Raw genomic sequence first — 23970 nt, 5'->3', positions numbered from 1 at the left:
CAGTCCGGGTTTTGATTTTTTTCTTTCATATAATGTGATTTTGGTCATCTTCAATGTGACAAATTTAACATCTTAAATTTTATTTTTTTAGTTAGATTAGAGGTAACAAATGTCACAGTGCAGCGGAAGACACATTTTAGACATACTTATCGGTTTTGGTGGAAGCTTTCTTCCTCTTTCTGTTACACCATCCTTCCGCATATAAGTGAAATATGGCCTGTCCATCAGTTTTATTGATTGTTGTTTGGACGCGTTGTGCAAGATTTATCACTTCGTCCGCGGCGGGTATCAGGGTACAATTTTGAAAAAGTCAATCAGGATGTTATTCTAGCTGACACAGAAGAAAGGGGTTATGTCGGTGGTACAATTACCGAAAGTGAATGAACTCGGGTTCTTCGAGATCCGTCTTGAATCCATAGGAGGTCTCGGTGCGAACCTTGCCGGCAAGATGCTGGCTGAAGCCGGAGTCGTAGGCGCTAACTTGAACGGCGTCAGCTTCTCGTCCTACGGCTCGGAGAAGAAAGGCTCTCCGGTTAAGGCTCACATCCGCTTCTGCGACTTGAACACTCCGATTCGCGACACCTCGCCGGTTGAACGACCGCATGTCGTCGGCGTCTTCCATGAATCGCTGGGCAAGATCGTCAACGTAACGAGCGGCATCCAGGCAGACAGTACCGTGCTCGTGAATTCCTCCAAATCACCCGAGGAACTGAAGGAGCTGCTGGGTGTTACAGCCGGCACGATCGCCGTGGTTGACGCCACGATCATCGCGCTGGAAGAGAAGAACCGCGTTAATATGGCCATGCTGGGCGGACTGTTCCGTCTCTGCCCATTCCTTGATCCCGACACAATGAAGGCCGTTATCGAGAAATCGCTCGGCAAGAAATATCCGCAAGCGGTGCAATCGGCCATCACGACGTTCGACAGAGGCTATAACGAAGTGAAATTCCAGACCTTCGAGCTTCCGGAAGGCGAAAGCTTGCCGGAGTTCGTCCGTTCCGACACTTCTCCGCTAGGCTACGAGACTCAGCCGATCGGCGGAACTATCGTCAATCCGGGCACGAGCTTCCTGAAAGATCTCAGCATATCCCGTTCGGGACTTATTCCGAAATATGATAATGAATCCTGCATTAATTGCGCAGAGTGCGATACCGTATGTCCGGACATGTGCTTCGTATGGGAAGAGACTGTCAACAAGAAGGGCAGAACGATGATGTTCCTGAAAGGGATCGATTATCAATACTGCAAGGGCTGCCTGAAATGCGTGGAAGCCTGCCCGACCTCGGCGCTCTCCCGTGTCCGTGAGAAAGAAGGCTTCGCTGAAGCCAATACGGTCCGTCATACCTTCGATCTAGTCGAACAGATCTGAATTTCGAGAGAAAGGTGGAAGAGAAATGGCAATCGATTATGAAAAAGAAGTCGGCTCCGCCAAAGTGGAGCAGAAATTTTTATATGAATCCGGCAACGAAATGGCGGCTTATGCCGCTCACCAGATCAATTATCACGTCATGGGGTACTTCCCGATTTCCCCGTCCACGGAGGTTGCGCAGTTCCTTGATACGATGAAAGCCAGCGGACAGCATGATATCATGCTGGTTCCTTCCGACGGCGAGCACAGCTCCGCGGGCATCTGCTACGGCGCTTCGACAGCCGGCGGCCGCGTATTCAACGCTACCAGCGCGCAGGGTTACCTGTACATGCTGGAGCAGCTTCCGGTACAGTCCGGCACACGGATGCCGATGGTCATGAACCTGATCTGCCGCTCCATTTCCGGTCCGCTGAACATTCACGGCGACCATTCGGACTTATACTTTGCCCTGAACACAGGCTGGCCGATCCTGATGTGCCGTGATCCCCAGTCCGTATACGATATGAACATTATGGCAATCAAGCTTGCCGAGCATGCCAAGGTGCGTCTGCCTGTGCTTGTAGCGATGGACGGCTATTTCACCTCTCACCAGAAACGCCGTGTACAGGCTATCGCGAAGCGTGAAGATGTGCAGAGCTTCATCGGACCGCAGCCAAAGGGCTACGACGATACGCTCGACCGCGAGAATCCGATTTCCGTTGGTCCTTACATGAACGAACCGGATTACATCAACAACAAATACCAGCAGTCGGTAGCTATGTACAATGCCGGCGATGTATTTGAAGAAATCGCCAAGGAATATGCCGAGCTGACTGGGCGGCACTATCCGATTCTGGAGCAATACCGGATGGAAGATGCCGAAGTTGCGGTATTCCTGCTGAACTCTGCATCGGAAATCATCAAGGACGTCGTCGACCAGCTTCGCAATCAGGGAGTGAAGGCCGGCGCGTTGTCTCCGAATATTATCCGTCCGTTCCCGCAGAAGCAGATTGCCGAAGCCTTGAAGAACGTCAAGGCGGTTACCGTAGGCGATCGTGCTGATTCGTTCGGCGCTCATGGCGGCAATATGGTTAACGAAATCAAAGCAGCTCTGTTCACTTACGGCAATACAACAACCAAGGTCATCAGCCGGATCTACGGCGTAGGCGGCAAGGACTTCTTCTCCGAAGACGGCCATAACCTGTTCCAGCTGGCGATCGAAGCGGCAGAGACGGGCGAAGTTAAGGTTCCGTTCGACTACTACGGTCACAATCCGGGAACTCCGGAAAGCGCACCGAAACGGGTGATTAAGCCGCTGAACTTCGAGTCGCTGAAGACAGGACTCATTACGGTTGACAAGGATGAAGAAACCGGCAAGCTGAAGGTCAAAGTTCCGCCGCTGCGCAGTCTGACCGTGAAGCCGAAGCGCCTGTCTCCGGGCCATGGAACTTGTCCTGGATGCGGCATCTTCTCGGGTCTGGAACTGTTCTTTAAAGGTATTGAAGGTGATGTTGTGGCTCTGTACCATACGGGCTGCGCATACGTAACAACAACGGGCTATCCGTATTCTTCCCATAAATCGACGTTCATCCACAACCTCTTCCAGAACGGGGCGGCAACGATGTCCGGTGTCGTCGAAATGTTCTGGGAACGCAAGCGCCGCGGCGAGCTGGACGAACTCGGTCTGAAAGATGATTTCACATTCGTCATGGTAACCGGCGACGGTGGTATGGATATCGGTATGGGACCGGCAATCGGCGCCGCGCTTCGCGGACATAAGATGATCATCGTGGAATATGACAATGAGGGCTACATGAACACTGGTGCCCAGCAGTCGTATTCGACGCCGATTGGACATCGTACGTCCACTTCGAGCATCGGCAAGACTCAGAAGGGTAAAGTAACGCAGCATAAGGATACGCCGCAGATTATGGCGGCAACGAATGTTCCTTACGTCTTTACGGGCTGCGAAGCCTTCCCGCAGGATCTGGTGAAGAAAGCCGCCAAGGCTCAGTGGTATGCCCAGAACGAAGGTCTGGCTTACGGCAAAATCCTGTCGGCTTGCCCGCTGAACTGGATGACAGACGATCATCTGGGTACGAAGCTCGTATCCCTGGCTGTGGACTCCTGCTTCTTCCCTCTGTATGAAGTGGAACAGGGAGTCACCACGATTACGTATAACCCGGAAGAGAAGGAGAAACGGGTTGATGTAACGGAATGGCTCAAAGGAATGGGCAAGACCCGCCACCTGCTGAAGGAAGAGAACGAGCCCGCGCTGAACAGCTTCAAAGAAGAAGTCGAGCGCCGCTGGAGCCGCCTGAAAGCGAAGCACGAGCATCCGGAACTATAAGATCGAAGTGTAATAGATCGGCAGCGGCGGGCCCTACGGGGTCTGCCGTTTGCTTTAACCAAAATATAAGTGAGAATGATCCCTTATTCTGAAAATATCACAGTTTATTCACGGAATAAGGATTGAAGTATCTTAGTGAATTCGCTATATTTAAAGCATAGTAATTCAATTGGAAATATAGTAATAAGAACTGTTGTGAACAACTTCACATGCCGACCATATCAATGGAGGCCCCTGATTTATACAGGGGCCTCTTTTGTTTTTTAACGGTGAAGGGGGCCCATACACAAAGACAAACGGTCATTTGAGAATTGCTGAACATGACAAGGCAGCAGAAAGCCGGAAGGGGGAGAACATACAGGTGAAAGTGGCGGTTGGCAGCTCCGACGGTTATACCGTGGATGAGCATTTCGGCCGATGCAGCCGATTCCTGATCTATGAGATCTCAGATGCAGGAGAATATGCGTTCATTGAGAGCAGAGTGGTTGTGCCTGATAGAACTCAAGAGGGACATGAGCCTAACAGGCTGCGGACAATGGCGGAGGAATTGTCCGATTGCGGCTGCGTGCTTGCGGCACAAATCGGGCGGGGAGCGATCGGTGCATTGAGCCAATTCGGCGTTACGGCGCTGGCTGTAGAGGCCCCTATAGACAAGGCGCTGAATCGATTGACTCGGTTTCTTCAGTCCAATAGGGGTTCGATTCTGGCAAGAGAATAATTTAATCAGGGAAGTGGGGAATTGAAATGACGGAACATCAGCCTTTGGGCTTTGACACTTTGAAGGTTAGAGCAGGTTACGATTCCAGTGAGCATCAATATGCGGTATCGGTGCCGATCTATCAGACGGCATCCTATGATCTTGGCAGCGTCGAGCGGGCAGAGAAGCTGTTCGGGATGGAGGAAGCCGGCTATCTGTACACCCGGATTGGCAACCCAACCGTAGCGGTGCTGGAACAACGATTGACGGCTTTGGACAAGGGCACGGGAGCGGTCGCAGTCGCATCCGGCATGGCTGCGGTGGGATACACGCTGCTGAACCTAGCGGAAGGGGGCGGAACGATTCTGACGACACCGAGACTTTACGGCGGAACCTTTGACGCAATCAAGCATCTGTTCCCGAAGTTCGGTGTCAAAGTGGAGTTTGTAGAGAATTCGGATGATCCTCAATCTTTCCGGCAGGCGATCGGACCGGACACAAAAGCGATACTGATCGAGAGCATCAGCAACCCTAATGCGACGATCCTGGATGTAGAAGCCATTGCTGAAATTGCGCATGACAACGGACTTCCTCTGGTTATTGATAATACGTTCGGTACGCCATACCTGTTCGATTCGTTCTCCCATGGTGCTGATATTATCATTTACTCGGCGACCAAGGCGATCGGCGGGCATGGCACGACAATCGGCGGAGTAATTGTGGAGAACGGCAAGTTCAACTGGGCAAACGGCAAATTCCCTCATTTTGAAGAACCGCAGTTTCTACTGCGGGATCAGGCCACCGGGCGTGAGCGCAGCACTTTGGAAGTCTTCCCTGACGCACCGTTCACATCTAGAATCCGGCTTAGCTACCTGGCCTATTTCGGGGCGGCACTGAGCCCGTTTGACGCTTTTCTGCTGATTCAAGGATTGGTGACTCTTACTGAACGGGTCGACAAGCAAATTGCGAACACTTTGAAAGTTGTAAAATATCTGGAACAGAACGATAAGGTAAGCTGGGTGAGTCATCCTGCTGCGGAGGGAAATCCGTATCGGGAGCTTGCGGAGAAATATTTCCCGAAAGGCGCCGGATCGATTTTCTCCTTTGGCTTTAGTGGAAATGATGAGCAACTGAAGGTCTTCCTTAACTCAGTGAAGCTGTTCAGCTATCACGCTAATGTAGGGGATGCCCGGTCGCTTATCATCAATTCACCAAAGACAACTCATGGAGAATTGAATCCGGAGGAGCAGGCACTGGCCGGCATTAAGCCGGAAACCGTACGGCTATCTATCGGGCTGGAATCTGCCGAAGACTTGATTGCCGATCTGGAGCAAGCGTTCAATCAGGCTTTTGTCAAAGCAGTAGTATAGAGAAACACATCTAAAGAAAAAGAGAGAAGAAACAAGCATAAGTAGGGAGGATCTAGGGATCATGAGGAACAAAGTAAAGCTGCCGGCAATACTGCTGGTTACAGCTGCGTTGGTGGCAATCACCGCTTGCGGCAATAATCAATCATCAACTGCTACTTCTAACACAGAGAATCACGCGAATCATACGGCGACACAGAGCGCAAGCACTGCCGGATCTCCGTCGGCACCCGCCGCAAGCACGGCTGCAGCGGCGAAGCCGACCTCGTACAAGTTCGGCAAGCTGAAGATACAGGCGCTGAGCGGCGCCGTGTGCGGAGCGCCCAGCTATATCGCCTACGAGAAAGGCTTCTTCGCAGAAGAAGGATTGGATGTGGAACTTGTCAGCGGCTCGATGGATTCCATGAAGGCGGGACTTGCGACAGGCGAATTCACAGTGACGAACGGCGACTTCGTATGGTTCACCTCCATCCAGCAGGGTCTCGACCTGAAGGTGATCGGCGGGCTTCATCACGGCTGCATCAAGCTGGTTGTGCCACCTGGATCCAGCATCAAATCGGCCGCCGATCTTAAAGGCAAGAAAATCGGTGTCGATGAAATCGGCGGAGTTCCAATGGCGGTGGCAAGCGTCGTACTGAGCAATGCGGGTCTTGATCCGCAGAAGGACGTGGAATGGCGGGCGTATCCGCTGGATCAGCTGCAGGAAGGCGTCAAGAAGGGCGAAATCGACGTCTATGCTGCATGGGACCCGTTCGGCAAGCTGGCTGAGGTAAACAACGGCTACACGGTGCTGTCCGATATTTCCAGCGATCCGATCTTCGCCGGCAAGAGCTGCTGCTTCCTGTACGCCTCCGGCAAACAGATCAAGGATAACCCGGAGAAGGTGCAAGCAATTGCTCGTGCGTACCAGAAGGCAGCAGCCTGGATTGCTCAGAACCCTGAAGAGACGGCTAAAATCGAGATCGAGAAGAAGTATGTCGCCACCGATGATCTGGCGCTCGTAACTGATTTGATCAAGAGCTATCACTTCGAATACACGACTGACGCCGCCAAGGACGACATTCGTTATTTCGTAGGGCAATTCAGCAAGACCGGGTTCTTGAAGAAGGATACCGATCCGGAGAAATTCGCGAATGATGCTTATTCCGACATTTTAAATTCAGGCAAATAATTGCTCAAATTCCGCGCCGTTCTAAACCCGATAATTCGCTGACCAGCGAATACGGGAAGAACGGCCGGGTTTGGAGGGAAGCAAAACATGAGTATTGTTGATCGAAATTTGAGACTCGAAGGCTCCCGGCGCTCCTTCGGCTTACCCGCTTCGCTCAAGTCGTCGCTGCCGGCCGTGGCATTCGCGGTTGCGCTTGGCATAAGCCTACTAATGCAGACACGCCAGGATGTGGATTCGGAGCCTTACCGCTATCTTCTGACAGCGGCTGTTATTATTTATGCACTGCGTGCTGGCTTATCGTCGTTTAGTGAGAAGAGGCGTGCCAAGGTATTGCGAGACTCGCCATTTTATACGGCGGCAGGGTTGCTAGTCGCGCTGTGGGATACGCTGTCTACCAAGCTGAATATTTTGCCGCTGCCATTCGTGCCGGGACCGGCGCAGATTATTTCAGTCATGAAAGAAGACTGGAACACGCTGCTGCTGAGCACAGCATACTCGGTACGGCTGCTGGCTGTAGGCTTCGTAATCGGTTCGATAATCGGCATAGTTCTGGGAGTGCTTATCGGCTGGTATCAGAAGTGGAGCTACTGGATGTTTCCCGTTATCAAGTTCATGGGAGTGGTACCTGCTACGGCGCTGATTCCGATTGTTATGATTATTGTACCGTCCAGCTTTTATGCCGGAGTGCTGCTGATCGTAATTGCGGTCGCCTTCCCGGTCGCCTTCATGACTGGTGTAGGCATAGCTAATGTGCAGAAGACCTATTTCGAAGCAGCCCGTACACTTGGAGCGGATGAACGGTTTCTGATCTTCCGTGTAGCCATTCCGGGGGCAATGCCTTCGATATTTACCGGCATCTACACGGCGACGGGCATTTCATTCGCCACTCTTGTCGTATCCGAAATGATCGGGGCCAAGGCGGGACTCGGCTGGTATATCAATTGGGCCAAGGGCTGGTCCAACTACGCCAAGGTGTATGCGTCGATCATTATTATGGCGATCGCCTTCTCCATTGTGATGGCGATAATCTTCCGCGTTAGAGACAGAGTGCTTCGCTGGCAGAAAGGACTGGTCAAATGAGTGTGCAGACCGAATGGGGCAAGCCGGCGGGAAACGTCTCCATCAGTCGGGTAAGCCGCGTTTACACCGACGATTCAGGCAGCCGGGTGGAGGCGCTGAACGATGTCAGTCTGGAGATTGAGGCGTGCAGTTTCGTGTCGTTCATTGGTCCGAGCGGCTGCGGAAAGACGACCTTGATGCGGCTGATTGCCGGTCTGGACGAATGCGCAGCCGGAGAGCTTGAACTTGACGGCGTGCCGATTAAAGGAACGAATTACGAGCGGGGATACGTCTTCCAGCAGGCGAATCTGTTTCCATGGATGACGCTGCGGCAGAATATCGCCTCCGGGCTGAAAGCTCGGAAAATCTATAAACAGAACGCCAGCAAGCCGGACCAGTATTTGGATCTGGTAGGCCTGAAGGACTTCGGCGGAGCGTATCCGCATCAGGTGTCGGGCGGTATGGCCCAGCGCGCTTCACTGGCGCGCGCACTGATCAATCAGCCCAAGGTGCTGATGCTTGACGAGCCGCTTGGCGCTCTGGATGCTTTTACCCGAATGAACCTGCAGGATGAGCTGCTGCGGCTGTGGAAGCTGCGGGGCACAACGATGCTTCTGGTTACGCATGATGTTGATGAAGCGGTCTACCTGAGCGACCGGATCGTCGTCATGACTCCGGGTCCGGGGCGGATCAAGGAAGTTATTGATGTCAATCTGGAACGTCCGCGCGACCGGAACAGTCCGGATTTCATTGCCTATCGTTCAAAGATCTTGGAATCCCTCCATTTTGGGGGTAAGAGCCGAGCACTCGAATATTACTTATAACATAAAGGGGAATAGGTTATGCCCAAAGTTAATCTCAACTTGTCCGAGGTCCCGATTCGCGAAAAACGCTTGGGCTCGATTACCGGATTCGCGGGATCGGCCGGCGAACTGGTAGGCTGCTCCAATGAAGGCTGCCTTAAGGACGGCACCCGTTCCTTCAGCCAGTGCATGGGATGCGGTTCGGGGAACGCCTTCTGCCAATTGTCAATGATTCGCGACGCCGCTGTTATCAATCACGCGCCTGTCGGCTGCGCTGGCGATTTTGCCGGGTTTAATTTTGTCTATCGGGTCGGACAGATGGAACGGGAGCTGCCGTCGTCGATCGGCCGTTACTTCAATACTAATATTGATGAGATGGATACGGTCTTCGGCGCGCTGACCAAGCTTGAGAAGACCATCCGCCTGGCCTATGAGCGGGTTAGCCCAAACGCTATCTTCATTACAACTTCCTGCGCCTCTGGCATCGTCGGCGAAGATGTAGAGAGCGTCACGACCAAATTGACGGAAGAACTCGGCATCCCGGTCGTGAACTGTGTCTGTGAAGGATTCCGATCCAAGATCTGGACCTCCGGGTTCGACTCCGCCTACCACTCCGTTGTGCGCGGGCTTGTGAAGCCGCCGACCAAGAAGACCAACAAGGTGAATATTATCAACTTCTGGGGCAGTGACGTCTTCTCGAAGCTGCTGGAAAGACTGGGCTACGAGGCAAATTATATTGTCCCGTTCTCTACGGTCAGCCAGCTCGAGACGATTTCGGAGGCTGCTGCGACCATTCAAGTTTGCCCGACGCTCGGCACCTACATGGGAGCCGCGCTGGAGCAGGTCTACGGAGTTCCCGAGATCAAGGCTCCGATGGCATACGGTTTAGCAGGAACCGACGCGTGGATGCGGGAACTCGGCCGGGTGCTGGGCCGCGAAGATGTAATTGAAGAGATCATCCTCGAAGAAAGAGCGGCGGTGCTTCCGAAGCTGGAGGAATACCGTGCCAAGCTGACCGGGACGACTTGCTATCTGACGGCGGGGTCAGCCCATGGCCACGCGCTGATCGCCCTGCTCCGCGAGCTGGGAATTGACGTGCAGGGCGCAGCTATTTTTCATCATGATCCCATTTATGATAATGAAAGTCCCGAAGCCGATATGCTGGATCATACAGTTAAAACCTATGGAGATGTAAAAAGCTACAATGTCTGCAACAAGCAGGCTTACGAGCTGGTTAACATTTTGAACCGTGTCCGGCCGGATCTGATGATCGCCCGGCACGGCGGCATGACGCTATGGGGCGCCAAACTGGGCATTCCGACGCTCCTGATCGGTGATGAGCATTTTAGCTGGGGCTATCAAGGCTTGCTCAATTACGCTGAACGGATTCTGGAGACGCTGGATAACAGGGAATTTGTGACTAATCTGGCCAAGCACAGCTCCATGCCATACACCAAATGGTGGCTGGAGCAGGACCCGTACACCTTCCTGGGAGGTAACGCGCATGTCAAAGCTTATTGAGCAGCCGCGGTATTCCTGCGCACTTGGTGTACAGCAGTCGGTAATCGCGATCAAGCGCGCCGTGCCCGTCGTTCATGCCGGACCGGGTTGCAGCACGAAGATTCATGGCCTGCTCGGCCAAGGCGAGGGCTATGCGGGGGGCAGTACCATTCCCTGCACGAACTCCAGTGAATCGGAAGTTGTGTTCGGCGGAGAGAAGAAGCTGCGCGGCGTTATCGAAGGGGCATTTAAGGTAATCGACGCCGACTTATTCGTCGTGTTGACCGGCTGCACCTCCGATATCGTGGGCGATGATGTGGGGCAGGTGACGAGGGATTTTCAGAACGAAGGCCGCCCCATCGTATTCGCGGAAACCGGCGGCTTCAAGAGCAATAACTATGTCAGCCATGATCTGATTCTCAAAGCCATTATCGAGCAGTATGTTGACCGGTACGCCGAGAACAAGGATCAGGTGATTCCGGGTCTCGTCAATGTATTCGCGTCCATACCGTATCAGGACCCTTACTGGATTGGCAATTTGCAGGAAATCAAGCGGCTCCTGACCGGTATTGGCCTCACGCCGAACATTCTATTCGGGCCTGAATCGGAAGGTGTATCCGAATGGCTGACGATTCCGCGCGCCGAGTTCAATATCGTTATATCTGCATGGCCGGGACTTAAGACCGCAAAGCTGCTGAAGCGGAAATACGGAACGCCGTTCTATCATTTCCCTTATTTGCCGGTGGGCGGGGCGGAGACGGGACGGTTCCTGCGGGAAATCGCCGCGTTCGGTGAGAGCGTGGATGCCACGCAGGCGGAAGCGTTCATCAGCAACGAAGAATACAAGTTCTATACGCATATCGAGCGTACGGCCGATTTCATGCTGGAGTTCCGCTACGGCATTCCGCGAGTATTCTATACGATTCTTGACGCGACTTATGCCGTCGGACTGTCGAAATTTCTGCTGAACGAGCTGGGCATCATTCCGGCGGAGACGCAGTACATTGTCGATGATACGCCTGAATCCTACCGGGAAGGCATCAGGCAGCAGTTTGCGTCAATATCCGACAGAAGGTCGGCGAAGGCGGAATTCTCGGTGGACGGCGGCGACATTCAGGCGAAGATCCGCCAATCGGCGCCGAAGCAGCGCGCGCTTATTCTGGGCAGCGGTTGGGAACGGGATCTTGCCACCGATATCGGCGGCGATCTGCTGCCTGTAGGTGTACCGATCACATACCGGTTGATCCTGAATGGCGGTTATGCCGGATTCAACGGGGGGCTTCGCCTGATCGAGGATATATATGACCGTGTCCTCCATACCTATCGTTGAGGAGAGTCATTGAGCGTGAATACGTAAAAAAGGGGCATCCCCGCGGACAGTTGAAGCTGACGTGCGGGAGTGCCCTGTTTTCTTAAAATAAACCCAAACTGCCTCTAATCCGGGCATATCGTTCCGCCTTGACCAACAGATAGCGGGTGAGCAGAACAAGGAGAATATCGGCGATGATTTGAATGGCCAGCGCGGTGTTCCAATTGCCGTCAGTTGTCCCGTACAATGCACCCCGCAGAAGAACCAGACTGTAGGTTACAGGGAACAGAAGGGACAGACCCTTGGCCCATACCGGAAAAACAGAGGGAGGGATGCGCACGCCCCCGAACAGCTCCATCGGCGCCTGAAAGACGTAATACAGAATGCCGGAATCGCGCGAGAACAGGGACACTGCGCTCAGCATCGCCCCCCAGATCACGGCCGAAATAACGATTAACAATATAACAGGGATAAGCCGTGCCCAGTCGATAACGGTGAAGTCGGCGATGAAGAGAAAGGTCAGAAGCGAGAAGCCCGCGAACATCCATATCCCGCCCAGCAGAGCGTAAATGGACCGGCCGAACAAGAAAGCCATCTTGGAAGAGGGCGAAAGAAAAATCAATTCAAGCGTTCCTTCCTTCCGCTCCAGTTCGAACAGCCATGCCGCCTGGACCGTCGTCCAATACAGCTGGAACACCAAATATCCGCTCAGCAGAAACAAAGGGACATTTCCGCCTGCGATGGCATTTGCAAGTTCGGAGCCGGCTCCCGCACGATAAGGCTTCATCGCGTAATAGGAGGTCAGCAGAGTCAACGCCGGCCACAGCAGCATGGAGAACAGCGCAGCCTTCCCCTTGGTGCGACTTCGATGCTGTTTGCGGATTTCCGCGGTCAGGTGTTGAAGACAGCTCCGCAGCATCAAGGCCGTCCTCCTTCGGACAGCAGAATGATCGCGTCTTCCAGACCGGGCTTCTCTGCCGCGAAAGAGAGCACCTTCACCCCGTGAGTCGCCGTCCAGGGGAGAAGTCCTGCGATCAGTTTGTCGGCGGACCGGCTTTTGAGACTGAGCCGCACGCCTTCGTCATGCCCCGGCTCAGCGGCGCTTCCGGACAGCCGCAAATCTGACAGATCATGCGCTTCGAGCCCGATTTCCGCATGCAGATAGTCGTGCAGATCGGGCAGCAGCTCGTCACGCCAGCCCTCAAGCTGAAAATGGGCGGTCTGGAGTCCGGCGACCTGCGTTGTTATGCGTTCCGGCGTATCGCACATAATCAGGCTGCCGCGGTTCAGCACATGGACAGTGTCGCACAGCTCCTCCACCTCCTGGAGGTAATGGCTGGTCAGGAGAATGCCCTTGCCCTGTTCTCTGGCCAATCTGCGAACCATGCTGCGCAGCTGGCGCGCAATAGGCGCATCAAGCCCAAGCGTTGGCTCGTCGAGAAACAGGTAGTCCGGATCGTTGATGAGTCCTCTTGCAATCTGCAGCCGCTGCTTCATTCCCTTGGAGTACTGCTCCACCGGGCGGTCTGCCGCATCGCTCAGACCTACTTCCTTAAGCAGCTCGTCGCTTCTTAATTTGAGCAGGCGGGAATCCAGATCGTATAGAGCCCCGAAGTATTGCAGGTTCTCCCGGCCGGTGAGCCGCCAGTACAGCATGCGTTCGCCGCCTGCGATCATATTGATTTTCCGCTGAATGGCCTTTCGGGACGTTCTCATATCCAGGCCATCAACCTCGATATGTCCCTCCGTCGGGTCCAGCAGTGTTGAGAGCATGCGGATAGTGGTCGTCTTGCCTGCTCCGTTGAGGCCGAGCAGTCCGGTGATTTGGCCCGGTTCGATGGATAGTGACAGCGATTTGACAGCCTCGGTGACAACCTTCCGGGTACGAAAACGGCTCAGCCGCTCTTTGGTAACATACGTTTTACTTACGTCCTGCATATGTATCATGTTACTGTCCTGCCTTTCTAAAAAATCTGTCGATACACCGTTCTGCTTCTGTCAGTAACGGTCGAACATCCGCCGCTCAATACGCCTTTCTGCTGGTAGAGCAATCAGAATATAGAGGGCGGAGAGCAGAAGAACACGGAGGAGGCTGCCGCCGGACGGCATTTGACCGGTCAGCAGACTTTGTCTGAGACCCTGAAGCGCACCCGTCAGCGGAAACACCTCGCCCGCTGTTCGCAGGATGGCCGGCAAATACTCTCTCGGGAACTGAAATCCGCAGAGCAGCGAGGTGAGCGCAAAGAGTGTATTTTGCACAAAATAAGTATCCCGTGTATACAGCATGACGCATCCGAGCAGAAGTCCCATCGAGAAGCAGGAGAGCAGGTATAGCAAAATTCCGGTCAGAACAGGCAGAAACTCTGCATGGGGCAGCCTCAGCCCGGCAATTACCCCGACGATCAGAGCGGCTGCCAGCTCCAACATGCAGCGGTAGAGCTGCTGCACGACAGTTCCTGCGAAGTAGCCGAAACGGCTCGAAGGCGATAGCAGCACCGTCTCAAGCGTCCCTTCCCGCCACTCGGTAATCAGCGCCCGGGATACGTTCATCATCATGCTGACCGATAACAGGCTGAGCGCTCCACCGATGATTGCAAATGTCACGTAGTCCGTAGTTCCTGTATAAACCGCGAACCTGGAATCAATATCCCCCTTGATGAGATACACATATGAAAAATACGAAACAAGCACCAGATAAACGCCGTCAATGATATGACCTAACGTAAAAGTCCAAGGATAAGCGCGCAGATTGGATCTCTGGTTGCGCAGCAACGTCGCCATGGCGGTATGCCACATGCATTTAACTCCTTTCAGACGGCCCGGCCCTTTCCATGAAAAAGATCTTTATTGCTCCAAATACTGCCGCTGCAAAACGATCAGCATCTCCAGCTCCTCTTTAACCGCCGAGTAGAACTGGTAGCTGCCCCGTCTTCTGGATTGCACAAGTCCTGCCTCGGAGAGCAGCTTCAAATGCTTGGATACAGCAGCCTCGGATATGCCAAGAATGGGCGCGAGCTGCATCGTACAGTGCGGATTTCTCCAGAGAAGGCGGATTATGCGCAGACGCGTCTCGTCGGAAAGCGCTTTGTAGCGCAGCAGCAGGTCGGCCGGTGGCGAGTCCGAGGATTCGGGCCCGGGAATTTCTACCGCGAGCGGAAGGAAGACATCATTGGCATGGATGCCGAGGAGCAGATGAGGCGCAATAAAGGTACTCGGGAAGATGTAAATATGCTCCAGGGTCTCATAGTCGAACAGATAGGCCCGCGCTTTCTGGGCAGTAATCGTTCCTTTTTCCGCGCGAAGCCTGGGGTGAAGGGAATTTAGCGCCCGTTCGGGGGAACGATCGGCTTCACTAAGGAAATCTCCAGCCGCAGCTTGTAAAAAAGGCTCGATAACCTTCCATTCATCCCGAAAAAGTTCTGCCTCAACCTTCCTCAATGTCGCGGCAAGACGTAATCGGAAACTGTCCAGGTTCTCCAGGAGATCAATCCCGTCAGCTTCCAGTCCTTCCTCAGTCAAACCCCGTTCGCCCTTCACCCACAGCAGAACGGTGCTGACCGGGACTTTTCCATTCAGCATCAAATGCACAAGTTCCGCATCAGGCAGAGCAAGCAGCTCCTGAATTCCTTCCTCGCAGGTTCGGGATCTTCCCCAGGCGTCCGCCAGATCATGCAATGCGGCCCAGTCGTCGCTCACCCGGCCGATTTCCCGGATTTCATCCGCAAGGCCACCGGAAAGCTGCTGAAGCGCCGCTGTGGCCCAAGCCAGACGCCCCGGATGGTGTCCGGGCTGTGTCAGTACATGCAGACAGCAGAGCAGTTCATGAAAAGGGCTGACTACAATTTTGATTTTGTGGTGCAGAGATGAGCTCATCCAGTTCCTTTCTGATTAACCATCTGGTTAATCAAATCGCACTTTCGCGAAAAGTGTTCAATATTATATGTGGATAATGTCGTGACGTCAAGTGAATGTCGTAAAAAACTCCCGTAACGTTGAACAGATGCATTTCGATAGCCTGTTATGCAGCCTGTCCGTTCCGGGAGTGCGGTTTTTGTATGAAATTGATGAAATGAAGAGGCTAGGGAGCCTCCTATTTAGTTGGCTTTATACAGCTCGCGCATGACATGCTTGAGCTCCGGAGCTATCAAGCGGGTCACAGCCAGCTTGACCGCGCCAACCGACCCTGGCACGGAGAATACCGCTGTCCGCCCGATGGTGCCTGCAATCGCTCTGCTCAGGATAGCTGCCGTACCGATATCTTCCGCGTAGCTCAAGTATCGGAAGATCTCCCCGAAGCCGGGAAGCTCTTTGTCCAGCAGGGACTCCACCGCTTCATAGGTACAGTCTCTAGGAGAGATCCCTGTGCCTCCGGTCAGCACAACGGCTTCGATCTGATCGTCCGCTGTGCATTTATACAACAGTTCGCGAATTTCGTCATAATCGTCTTTGACGATTTCTCTTCCGGCGACCGTATAGCCGGCTTCCACAAGCAGTGTTTCGGCCAGCTGTCCTCCTTTGTCTGTCTCCGGCGTGCGGGTGTCCGAAACCGTAACAATAAAGCAGTTGACGGAAGACGGTGCTTCGCGCCGATGCTGTTCGACTGAGTTCATAGAGCTCACTCCTTGGCGTTAGTGTAACCTTACTGATTTTATCATAGAGGGATAACGAAAGCATGCAAGGAGGGGAGATGGTATAGAAAATGTCATAAAAATAACCAAAAAAGCAATTACAATGTAAGCCTGGCGCTTGCAGGGGCAATGTCGGTGTAGTAAACTTCTTAACACAGGAAGCAAAAGGCGATAACAGAATTAAGGGAGAATAAGAAATGGAGAATACGGTTCCGGTATATATTTTGTCCGGGTTTCTGGGGAGCGGCAAGACAACGCTGCTGCACCGGCTGCTGGACGATTGGAAGGAGCAGAACCTGCTTCCGGCCGTGGTGATGAACGAGCTTGGGGAAGTGAACTTTGACGGCATGCTGGTAGACCGCTCTGTTCCAATGGCTGAGCTGCTGGCCGGATGTATTTGCTGCTCCGCGAGCGCGGATCTCAGTATGGAGCTGACGACGCTGGTCAAGCGTGACGCGCCGGATGTCATTGTGATTGAAGCAACGGGTGCGGCGAACCCGCTCGATATTATCGACAATGTAACGGAGACCTCGCTGTACACCAAGGTCGAATTGAAGGGTTTGATTACGGTCGTCGACGCTGCGCACTTGCTTGGTTTGTACAGAGAGCAGAAAGGCGCGACCTATCGTCTCATGCAGGAACAGATCCGCAGCGCGTCGGCGCTGATTCTGAATAAACAGGATCGGGTATCGCCGGAGGAAGCGGAGGAAGTCCAAAGCTTGGTCCGCAAATGGAACGCTTTCGCCGAGATCATTCCTGCCGTACGCTGTGACGTCGAGATTAAGAATTTGATGGAGGCGATGGCGGAAGTCCCGGTTACGGGACAGCCGGAGGCCGATGATGACGGCGCGGATGTGGAGAGCCAGGGAGAGCAGCATGCTTCGCATGATCATGTTATGGCATATACCCATTATTTCGAGCACCCGGTGAACAGCGAAGCATTTGAGGCGTTCATCAAGGAATTGCCGAATGACGTATACAGGGCCAAGGGAGTGCTGTCCTTCAGCGATACATCCGGAAGGTTCCTGTTCCAGTACGCTTACCGGGAAACGGATTTCCTGAAGATTAATCCACAGGGAGAGGTTGCCGATGTTGCAGTGTTCATTGGGGAGCATTTTTCAGCGGGAGAATTAAGAAGGAAACTGCTCAGATTGGAAGGGCGTCTGCCGAACCGGCCGGCGGCGGTCAGACGCAGTCTGTAAGCTTTAATAGGTGTATTTCTGCGATAGTGACATCACTTGCTGATTGATTCGGCGGAACAGACGAGGGTTAATACTTAGGCATACCACAAAAGATTGCAGGAGGTTAAAGGCTATGACCCGAATTCATTATCAGGACTGCATTGAAGCTTGCTTGAAATGTATAGACGCCTGTAACTTTAGCTATGTCTCAAGCCTAAAAGAATACGACCTTGCGCGCTTGAGGGAATGGATCAGGATGGACCGGGAATGCGCTGACATGTGTGCGTTTGCAATTGAAGCTATGACCCGTCAAAGTCCGTTCGTCGCCGAAATCTGCCGTCTCTGTGCAGAAGTATGTGAAGCTACAGCCAATGAGTGCGGACGTTATGAACGGACACACTGCCGCGACTGCATCGAAGCCTGCCTGAAATGTGCCGAAACCTGCCGTCAGGTCAGCGAAGCCGCAGCCGTACTTGTATAATAAATGCAGACTAATAATGTAGAAGAACGATTGACCGATAGAGGCAGCACAGAAAGCCGGCTTCGGGTGAAGCCGGTTTTGCTCTGCCAGATTTGAGTCTTGTTATTGAATTTTTCTTTTGTTTTGGAGGAAAAGGGAGTTGGCCCGGCGAAATTTATATACAGTAAGCAGTAAGCCTCATCGCTTCCATTCAGGCCTGACAGGTTATACATAGAACATCTACACAGCCATAATTTAAGAAGAAACAAACGGAGGGCAGATGAAGGAGGATACACAATCAACGGAGAGTGAACAATCCAAGGAGCTGTTCGCCTATTTCGGACTGGCTGTTTATTACTGCCAAGCGATCGAACAGCAGTTGACCAATCTGCTTCTGCTGACGAAGCTATCACAGGGAACCCTGCCGTCCGAGGCGGATTTGGCGGATTTGTATCAACGCAAGCTCGGCAACTCACTCGGCCAGCTCATCAAGGAAATCCAACATCATTTCTCATTCTCGGAAGAAGAGACGGCCCAGCTTCATCATGTGTGGAAGCAGCGGAATTATATCGTACACGATTATTTCAAGGAGCGTATTCAGGATACGTTCACGCCATCGGGGCGGGCCGGGATCATCCGGGAGTTGAAACGGTTTAAGAACAAGGCGGGAGCGCTTGAACTCAAGCTGCAGGGCTACTGCAACGAGTTGTACCGGAAGCTTGGACTGGAAGGCAAGCTGGACGAAGAGGAGCTGCTCGGCCATTATCCTGCGGCTGATTTGAAGCGGCGGCCTCACTGACTATGAGGGAAAGGGGATTACTCCGCTCTCCATATGACAGACGAAAACTTCCGTCATCCAACAAATAGAGGTGTCCGAATGAGCCAGTTGATGGCTTTTGGACTCCTCTTTTTTTGTTTTCAGAAATCGCTGTGAACCTTATCGGGATGCCCTGCTGTCATTCTTACAAAAAAAGCTGCTCCAATCGTAGATCATTCTACGTTTTGGAGCAGCTCTTGATGCAAAGGGCGGTCACCGCCGTCAGGGTTTATCCCTGCCGGTTCGCGGACTGCAGCGCCGGCTGTTCCTTGGCTGCAGCCTCTGCCGATGCTGCCGGGGAGTCCGGGCTCTCCGCTTGGATAGCGGCCCCCTGCATAGCAGCTGCAGCAGCCGGTTCCGCCATGGTGGAACCGCTCTGCAGCTCATACATGCGCCGGTACCGGCCGCCGAGCGCCATCAATTCGTCGTGGCTGCCGTGCTCGACAATCTCTCCGCGGTGCAGGACGAGAATTTGGTCCGCACTGCGGATGGTAGAGAGGCGATGGGCGATGATAAAGGTGGTCCGCCCTTGCTTCAGAACCTCCAGCGCCTGCTGGATGATGCTCTCCGTCTCGGTGTCGATATTGGACGTAGCTTCGTCCAGAATCAGAATCGCCGGATCGAAAGCGAGCGCCCGGGCGAACGAGATCAATTGGCGCTGGCCTGCCGAGAGCGTACTGCCCTTCTCGACGACAGGTTCGTCGAAGCCCTGCGGCAGATGGGCCAGCAGCCGGTCCGCACCGACCTCGCGAAGCGCGGCTTCTACGCGCTCACGGGAGATGCGTTCATCGCCCAGGCTGACGTTGGACGCGATCGTGCCGGTGAAGAGATAAGGGTCCTGAAGCACGATCCCCATATGCTTGCGCAGCCACTGCTTCGGAATGTCAGTTGTCTTCTTGCCGTCGATATAGATCGAACCCTTCTGCGGATCATAAAATCGGAACAGCAGATTGATGATCGAGCTTTTGCCGGAGCCTGTATGTCCTACGAGGGCAACCGTCTCGCCGGGACGAGCCGCGAAGGAGATGTCGCGCAGAACGTAATCTTTTTTATAGGCAAAAGACACGTCTTCGAACACCACATCGCCTTTATAGCGCGGCATTTCACCGTCGGTGACGGGCTCGCCCGGTTCATCCATGAGCTTAAACACACGGCCTGCGGATACCATGGAGGTATCCAGGTTGGCGAGCTGGTTGACCATGCCGATAATCGGCTGGAACATGCGGCCGAGCACATCGACGAACGCGTACAGGACGCCCAGCGAGACGATTGTACCGCCGCCCAAGCTGCCGAATCCGAAGTACAGGAGTACAAGCACAAAAGCGAAGTTGCGCAGCGATCCAACCAGATTGTGGGAGGTCAGCGAGTTCAGATTAAGCATTTTATCCTGATACTTCAAATAATCCTCGTTCAGTGTCTCGAATTCGGCCATCCGCTGCTTCTGGCGGCGGAAGATCCGGATAATGGACATCCCCTGGATCGATTCGTTGATAATGGCGTTGATCTCGCTCAGACGCGAGCGAATGATCGTATTGTATTTCGTTGCAACTTTACGGTACAGAATGATCCAGACAACGATGATCGGTGCAATGAACAGACTGATCAGACCCAGCCGGAAATCCAGCAGGAACAGAGCGATGTACACGCCGATGATGTTGATAATGCCGGAAGCGAAATTCGACAGCACCGCAATGAACAATTCCTTGATTGCCTCAGTGTCGTTGGTGACCCGGGACACGACTTTACCTGCGGGCAGGTTATCGAAGAAGTATACCGGAAGACGCTGAATATGTGCGTATACATCCGTACGAAGCTTGCGGACAACCTGGTTGGCCGAGGATTGCAGCCAATACGTCTTGCCGAATTCGGCAAAGATCGAGATGACGAGGAACAGGCCGTACAGACCTACCAGCTGATAAATGCCGGGAAATTCAGGTTTGTAAAAAGCAAATACGTCGCTCGACGAGAGCTTCACGGCCGGATAACTGGCAGTCTCGCCGCCGTCACGAACGACCACTTGGCCGTCCGTGAAAGTCCGGTCTCCGGACAGCGACTTCACGGGCTCGTTGATGAAATAGAAGCTGCGCCCGATTTGGACAAGCCGGATTTCCTGGCCTTTAATCTCTCCGGACTCGAACCGGTCACCCCGCTTGTAGTAGACGCCGTTGTAGGAGACAGCTCCTTCTGCGTTTTGGGTCTGATAGTAAGGCTTCTCAATCGCCAGCATATGATTGTCGATCATGCTCCGGGCGATGAAAGGGCCGGCGAGCTCCGCCGCTACTCCGATGGAGAGCAGCAGCAGCGCTGCGATGAATGTGGTTTTGGCTTGCAGGGCGTACTGCAATAGACGCCTGCCTGTATTAGGTTTCAAGGTGATGGCACCTCCTGAAGGTTCGGTGTAGAAATTGTAGTCGTGATTGGGCGCACTGTTTAAGTCACTTGCTTAAGTAACAAGCTTAGTTGCTTGATTATGCTGCCTAGGACAAATTATTCTCCAGCTGCTGGCGTTCGTACTGCTCACGGTACCAGCCTCCCTTAGCCAGCAGCTCCTGATGGGTGCCGCGTTCAGTGATCACGCCGCCGTCAAGCACGACGATCTGATCGGCATGTTCGATCGCGGACAGGCGGTGGGTGGAGATCAGGGTAGTCTTGCCCGCCCGCCGGGATCGGATATTCTCGACGATCTGTGCTTCGGTCCGTGCGTCCACCGCTGACAAGGCGTCGTCCAGGATCAGAATCTCCGGCTCGGCAATGAACGCCCGGGACAAGGATACCCGCTGCTTCTGGCCTCCGGAGAGGGAGACGCCGCGTTCGCCGACAAGTGTGTCCAGCCCGCTCTCCAGCGTCTCCAAATCTCCCAGGAAGGCGGCGGTGGATACCGCTTCAAGGACCTTGTCGTCGCTTGCGCCTTCAAGTCCGAACTGAATGTTCTCGCGGACGGTCTTGGAGAACAGAATTTGCTCTTGCGGCACATAGCCCATCCAGCTGTGCAGCCGATCCAGTGAAATGTCCTGGATCGGAACATCTGAGATCGTAAGACTGCCGGTGCCGGCGGGATATTCATGCAGCAGCTGCTTCAGCAGCGTTGACTTGCCGCTGCCGGTCCGCCCGACAATCCCGAGAGTCTGGCCTTTGTGCAGAGTGAGGCTGATGTCGGTCAAATTATCGATAGGTGACGTAGGGTAGCGAAACGTCACATGGTTGAATTGAATGGTATCCGGCGAAGCAACCGGAACGGTCACTTCCGGGTCACGCACATCAGGCACGGAATTCAGCGTCTCGTCAATCCGTTCCAGCGAGGCGCCGCCCCGCTGCATGACGTTGATGAGCTCGCCGATGGCGAACATCGGCCACACGATCATCCCGAGATACATATTGAAGGACACGAGATCACCGAGTGTGATCTGGTTCCGGAAGACAAGGTAAATACCGTAAGTCAGTCCGATGATGTAGCTCAGTCCGACGCAGAAGCGGATGGTTGGCTCGAAGAAGGAGTCCACACGGGCGACGGCCATATTTTTGCGGTACACATCATCCGTTATATCCGCGAACCGCTTCTCGTCATGCCGCTCCTGGACATAGGCGCGGATGACGCGGATGCCGGAGACCGACTCCAGCACCTGATCGTTCATATCGCCGAACGCGTCCTGCGCCAGTGTGTAGCGGTCGTGGATGGCTTTGCCATATACGGCCATGGCGATGGCAATCAAGGGCAGCGGCAGCACCGCGGCAAGCGTCAGCTTCCAGCTGACGAGAAAGCCCATGGCGAACAACACAACGGAGAAGAACACGGTAGAGTCGACAAGCGTCAGCATACCGAAGCCTACGGTAGCGGAGACAGCGCGGATATCATTGGTTGCGCGGGCCATCAAGTCGCCGGTGCGGTTCTTCTCAAAGAAAGACGGTGTCAACGTCATCAAGCGTCCCATGAACCGGGAACGCAGCAGCCGCTCAACAAGGTTGGAGCCTCCGAACAGATTATGCATCCATATGTACGTCATCCAGTAAATGATGAGCAGCAAAGCCAGTATCATGACGATGTACCGGATCAGCGAGCCGGAGGTGATGGAGCCGCGTACGATTTCATCAATGGCGCTCCCCAAGAGACGCGGGGGAAGCAGTTCAAAGACGCCGGCTACGATCAGAAGGATAAGTCCGATCGCATAGCGCTTTTTCTCCCGGCTGAAGAACCAGCCAAGATCTTTTAACACAGAAAACATGAAGAATCCCTTCCTTTCGAGTAAAGGTTGTGTCGGCATAGGGGATAGCGGTCAACAAAAAAAGGCATATCATCCGCTGACGGACGATATGCCTTGGTTACAAGTACGTATCATGCGCACGGTGCGTTGCAGCACCGGCGTGAAACGAATACCTCTTCTTGAGCAGTGAACAGCATGGTCAATGACTGTTCAAGAAGGGTTCCACCTGCAGGGCTGACTTAGTATTCGATTGGATAAAGCTGCCGACAATAGTGCGATGAGAATCCAATGGTTTAAACACTAAGATCACCCTTTCGTTAGAGATTTGGTAATTACTTGAAGACGTTTCGCTACTCATGAGTTTACACCCCGTTCTCCAAAAATGTCAAACCATTTTTCGAGCAAATCGTGGACCTCGCGGAAAACCGGGCTAAGTCCGGCAAGTTGGAATAGAGGCGGGATTGAGGTATGATAAAGTTAATAGACATTCATGCAGCTTCTCACAGAGCCCAAATAATGAAATGTCGATGAAGGTCCGGGGTTTGGCTTCGCCAAATTCACGGCTTCCATATAGCGCCTGAGTTGCAGGACATAGTTAGGTTCAGTTGGACAAAGGAGATGAATGACAGATGGGTATTTCCGTAAGTTCCGAAGCGTCCGGCTGGTTCAAGCGTGAGCTGGGTCTGGATAACGGGTCAAGTATTCGCCTGTTCCCCCGCTACAGCTCGGGCGGCGGACTGCATCCGGGCTTCTCGCTCGGAATAGCGGTCGAGCCTCCGGGACGTCCGGGACTCCTTACGGAGTCGGAGGGGATTGTGTTCTACATGGAGGAACAGGATCTCTGGTATATGGAAGGTCATGATTTGTCGATCCTCTATGACAAGAATGAGGATGATATTGAATACCGGTATATCCCTGTTTCAGGCGGAGTGCAGAACGGAAACGCCGCCGAGCCGGATAGTGCGGTTCGTTCCTGAAGAACATGCAGTCCATAACGGCAGGCAGTGCCGGTGACTGCAATACCGGACAATATGCATGAAGAGCAAGGCCCCAGCCATATTCGGCCGGGGCCTTGCTCTTA

General features: G+C 53.6%; 20 protein-coding genes. 13 read left to right on the top strand and 7 right to left on the bottom strand.

Going from position 1 to position 23970, the window contains the following annotated elements; translation table 11 throughout:
• The first annotated feature begins 358 nt into the window (after positions 1–358).
• From PSTEL_RS15305 to PSTEL_RS15265, 9 genes are all read left to right on the top strand, one after another.
• On the top strand, positions 359–1369 hold the full coding sequence (locus PSTEL_RS15305; RefSeq protein ID WP_038701036.1) for a 2-oxoacid:acceptor oxidoreductase family protein: 1011 nt from the start codon (positions 359–361) through the stop codon (positions 1367–1369).
• A gap of 25 nt (positions 1370–1394) precedes the next feature.
• Positions 1395–3698: a thiamine pyrophosphate-dependent enzyme gene (locus PSTEL_RS15300; protein ID WP_038696582.1), complete on the top strand. Its 2304-nt coding sequence runs from the start codon at positions 1395–1397 to the stop codon at positions 3696–3698.
• A 361-nt stretch (positions 3699–4059) separates the two neighbouring features.
• A complete protein-coding gene (locus PSTEL_RS15295; RefSeq protein WP_169744587.1) occupies positions 4060–4416 on the top strand; it encodes a NifB/NifX family molybdenum-iron cluster-binding protein in 357 nt (118 codons plus the stop codon).
• Between the two features lie 26 nt (positions 4417–4442).
• Positions 4443–5765 (top strand): O-acetylhomoserine aminocarboxypropyltransferase/cysteine synthase family protein, encoded by a 1323-nt coding sequence (locus tag PSTEL_RS15290; protein ID WP_038696580.1) that lies wholly within the window; start codon positions 4443–4445, stop codon positions 5763–5765.
• A 61-nt stretch (positions 5766–5826) separates the two neighbouring features.
• Positions 5827–6933 (top strand): ABC transporter substrate-binding protein, encoded by a 1107-nt coding sequence (locus PSTEL_RS15285; RefSeq protein WP_038696578.1) that lies wholly within the window; start codon positions 5827–5829, stop codon positions 6931–6933.
• Positions 6934–7020: 87 nt separating this feature from the next.
• Positions 7021–8013 carry an ABC transporter permease gene (locus PSTEL_RS15280; protein ID WP_052098534.1) on the top strand — a complete coding sequence of 331 codons (993 nt, stop codon included), beginning with the start codon at positions 7021–7023 and terminating at the stop codon, positions 8011–8013.
• Positions 8010–8816 carry an ABC transporter ATP-binding protein gene (locus PSTEL_RS15275; protein ID WP_038696575.1) on the top strand — a complete coding sequence of 269 codons (807 nt, stop codon included), beginning with the start codon at positions 8010–8012 and terminating at the stop codon, positions 8814–8816. Before PSTEL_RS15280 ends, PSTEL_RS15275 begins: the two co-directional genes overlap by 4 nt.
• Positions 8817–8834: 18 nt before the next feature.
• On the top strand, positions 8835–10316 hold the full coding sequence (locus PSTEL_RS15270) for a nitrogenase component 1 (RefSeq protein ID WP_038696574.1): 1482 nt from the start codon (positions 8835–8837) through the stop codon (positions 10314–10316).
• The gene (locus tag PSTEL_RS15265) at positions 10300–11625 is read left to right on the top strand and encodes a nitrogenase component 1 (RefSeq protein ID WP_038696572.1); all 1326 of its coding nucleotides are present in this window, start codon (positions 10300–10302) and stop codon (positions 11623–11625) included. The genes PSTEL_RS15270 and PSTEL_RS15265 overlap by 17 nt, the downstream gene beginning before the upstream one ends.
• Positions 11626–11707: 82 nt before the next feature.
• Here the strand turns inward: PSTEL_RS15265 and PSTEL_RS15260 are convergent, their stop codons facing one another.
• The 5 genes from PSTEL_RS15260 to PSTEL_RS15240 form a co-directional block, all read right to left on the bottom strand.
• The gene (locus PSTEL_RS15260) at positions 11708–12523 is read right to left on the bottom strand and encodes an ABC transporter permease (protein ID WP_038696570.1); all 816 of its coding nucleotides are present in this window, start codon (positions 12521–12523) and stop codon (positions 11708–11710) included.
• Positions 12523–13551, bottom strand: coding sequence for an ABC transporter ATP-binding protein (locus tag PSTEL_RS15255; RefSeq protein WP_038696568.1), 1029 nt, complete (start codon positions 13549–13551; stop codon positions 12523–12525). The genes PSTEL_RS15260 and PSTEL_RS15255 overlap by 1 nt, the downstream gene beginning before the upstream one ends.
• A 51-nt stretch (positions 13552–13602) precedes the next feature.
• Positions 13603–14400: an ABC transporter permease gene (locus PSTEL_RS15250; RefSeq protein ID WP_038696566.1), complete on the bottom strand. Its 798-nt coding sequence runs from the start codon at positions 14398–14400 to the stop codon at positions 13603–13605.
• Positions 14401–14448: 48 nt separating this feature from the next.
• Positions 14449–15477 carry an ArsR/SmtB family transcription factor gene (locus PSTEL_RS15245; protein WP_038696564.1) on the bottom strand — a complete coding sequence of 343 codons (1029 nt, stop codon included), beginning with the start codon at positions 15475–15477 and terminating at the stop codon, positions 14449–14451.
• Between the two features lie 221 nt (positions 15478–15698).
• Positions 15699–16214, bottom strand: coding sequence for a MogA/MoaB family molybdenum cofactor biosynthesis protein (locus tag PSTEL_RS15240; protein WP_038696562.1), 516 nt, complete (start codon positions 16212–16214; stop codon positions 15699–15701).
• Positions 16215–16429: 215 nt separating this feature from the next.
• Between PSTEL_RS15240 and PSTEL_RS15235 the strand changes: the two genes are divergently transcribed.
• The 3 genes from PSTEL_RS15235 (at position 16430) to PSTEL_RS15225 (ending at position 18672) form a co-directional block, all read left to right on the top strand.
• On the top strand, positions 16430–17434 hold the full coding sequence (locus PSTEL_RS15235; protein ID WP_038696560.1) for a CobW family GTP-binding protein: 1005 nt from the start codon (positions 16430–16432) through the stop codon (positions 17432–17434).
• 112 nt (positions 17435–17546) lie between these two features.
• Positions 17547–17894, top strand: coding sequence for a four-helix bundle copper-binding protein (locus tag PSTEL_RS15230; RefSeq protein ID WP_038696558.1), 348 nt, complete (start codon positions 17547–17549; stop codon positions 17892–17894).
• Between the two features lie 259 nt (positions 17895–18153).
• Positions 18154–18672, top strand: coding sequence for a hypothetical protein (locus PSTEL_RS15225; protein WP_052098532.1), 519 nt, complete (start codon positions 18154–18156; stop codon positions 18670–18672).
• Between the two features lie 247 nt (positions 18673–18919).
• Here the strand turns inward: PSTEL_RS15225 and PSTEL_RS15220 are convergent, their stop codons facing one another.
• Together PSTEL_RS15220 and PSTEL_RS15215 are read right to left on the bottom strand one after the other, a co-directional pair.
• Positions 18920–21061 carry an ABC transporter ATP-binding protein gene (locus tag PSTEL_RS15220; protein WP_052098531.1) on the bottom strand — a complete coding sequence of 714 codons (2142 nt, stop codon included), beginning with the start codon at positions 21059–21061 and terminating at the stop codon, positions 18920–18922.
• A 106-nt stretch (positions 21062–21167) separates the two neighbouring features.
• Positions 21168–22910 carry an ABC transporter ATP-binding protein gene (locus tag PSTEL_RS15215; protein ID WP_038696555.1) on the bottom strand — a complete coding sequence of 581 codons (1743 nt, stop codon included), beginning with the start codon at positions 22908–22910 and terminating at the stop codon, positions 21168–21170.
• A gap of 608 nt (positions 22911–23518) precedes the next feature.
• On the opposite strand from PSTEL_RS15215, the gene PSTEL_RS15210 reads away from it, so the two are divergent.
• Positions 23519–23866 carry a HesB/YadR/YfhF family protein gene (locus tag PSTEL_RS15210; RefSeq protein WP_038696554.1) on the top strand — a complete coding sequence of 116 codons (348 nt, stop codon included), beginning with the start codon at positions 23519–23521 and terminating at the stop codon, positions 23864–23866.
• Positions 23867–23970: the final 104 nt, after the last annotated feature.

Source organism: Paenibacillus stellifer, assembly GCF_000758685.1.
Lineage (GTDB): Bacteria > Bacillota > Bacilli > Paenibacillales > Paenibacillaceae > Paenibacillus_AQ > Paenibacillus_AQ stellifer.
This window is presented reverse-complemented; position numbering and strand designations above follow the sequence as displayed.

Bases quoted from the DNA above. Each gene is read 5' to 3' on its own strand.
- PSTEL_RS15300 (WP_038696582.1), top strand. From the start codon at position 1,395: ATGGCAATCGATTATGAAAAAGAAGTCGGCTCCGCCAAAGTGGAGCAG.
- PSTEL_RS15290 (WP_038696580.1), top strand. From the start codon at position 4,443: ATGACGGAACATCAGCCTTTGGGCTTTGACACTTTGAAGGTTAGAGCA.
- PSTEL_RS15285 (WP_038696578.1), top strand. From the start codon at position 5,827: ATGAGGAACAAAGTAAAGCTGCCGGCAATACTGCTGGTTACAGCTGCG.
- PSTEL_RS15280 (WP_052098534.1), top strand. From the start codon at position 7,021: ATGAGTATTGTTGATCGAAATTTGAGACTCGAAGGCTCCCGGCGCTCC.
- PSTEL_RS15275 (WP_038696575.1), top strand. From the start codon at position 8,010: ATGAGTGTGCAGACCGAATGGGGCAAGCCGGCGGGAAACGTCTCCATC.
- PSTEL_RS15270 (WP_038696574.1), top strand. From the start codon at position 8,835: ATGCCCAAAGTTAATCTCAACTTGTCCGAGGTCCCGATTCGCGAAAAA.
- PSTEL_RS15265 (WP_038696572.1), top strand. From the start codon at position 10,300: ATGTCAAAGCTTATTGAGCAGCCGCGGTATTCCTGCGCACTTGGTGTA.
- PSTEL_RS15260 (WP_038696570.1), bottom strand. From the start codon at position 12,523: ATGCTGCGGAGCTGTCTTCAACACCTGACCGCGGAAATCCGCAAACAG.
- PSTEL_RS15255 (WP_038696568.1), bottom strand. From the start codon at position 13,551: ATGATACATATGCAGGACGTAAGTAAAACGTATGTTACCAAAGAGCGG.
- PSTEL_RS15250 (WP_038696566.1), bottom strand. From the start codon at position 14,400: ATGTGGCATACCGCCATGGCGACGTTGCTGCGCAACCAGAGATCCAAT.
- PSTEL_RS15245 (WP_038696564.1), bottom strand. From the start codon at position 15,477: ATGAGCTCATCTCTGCACCACAAAATCAAAATTGTAGTCAGCCCTTTT.
- PSTEL_RS15240 (WP_038696562.1), bottom strand. From the start codon at position 16,214: ATGAACTCAGTCGAACAGCATCGGCGCGAAGCACCGTCTTCCGTCAAC.
- PSTEL_RS15235 (WP_038696560.1), top strand. From the start codon at position 16,430: ATGGAGAATACGGTTCCGGTATATATTTTGTCCGGGTTTCTGGGGAGC.
- PSTEL_RS15230 (WP_038696558.1), top strand. From the start codon at position 17,547: ATGACCCGAATTCATTATCAGGACTGCATTGAAGCTTGCTTGAAATGT.
- PSTEL_RS15225 (WP_052098532.1), top strand. From the start codon at position 18,154: ATGAAGGAGGATACACAATCAACGGAGAGTGAACAATCCAAGGAGCTG.
- PSTEL_RS15215 (WP_038696555.1), bottom strand. From the start codon at position 22,910: ATGTTTTCTGTGTTAAAAGATCTTGGCTGGTTCTTCAGCCGGGAGAAA.
- PSTEL_RS15210 (WP_038696554.1), top strand. From the start codon at position 23,519: ATGGGTATTTCCGTAAGTTCCGAAGCGTCCGGCTGGTTCAAGCGTGAG.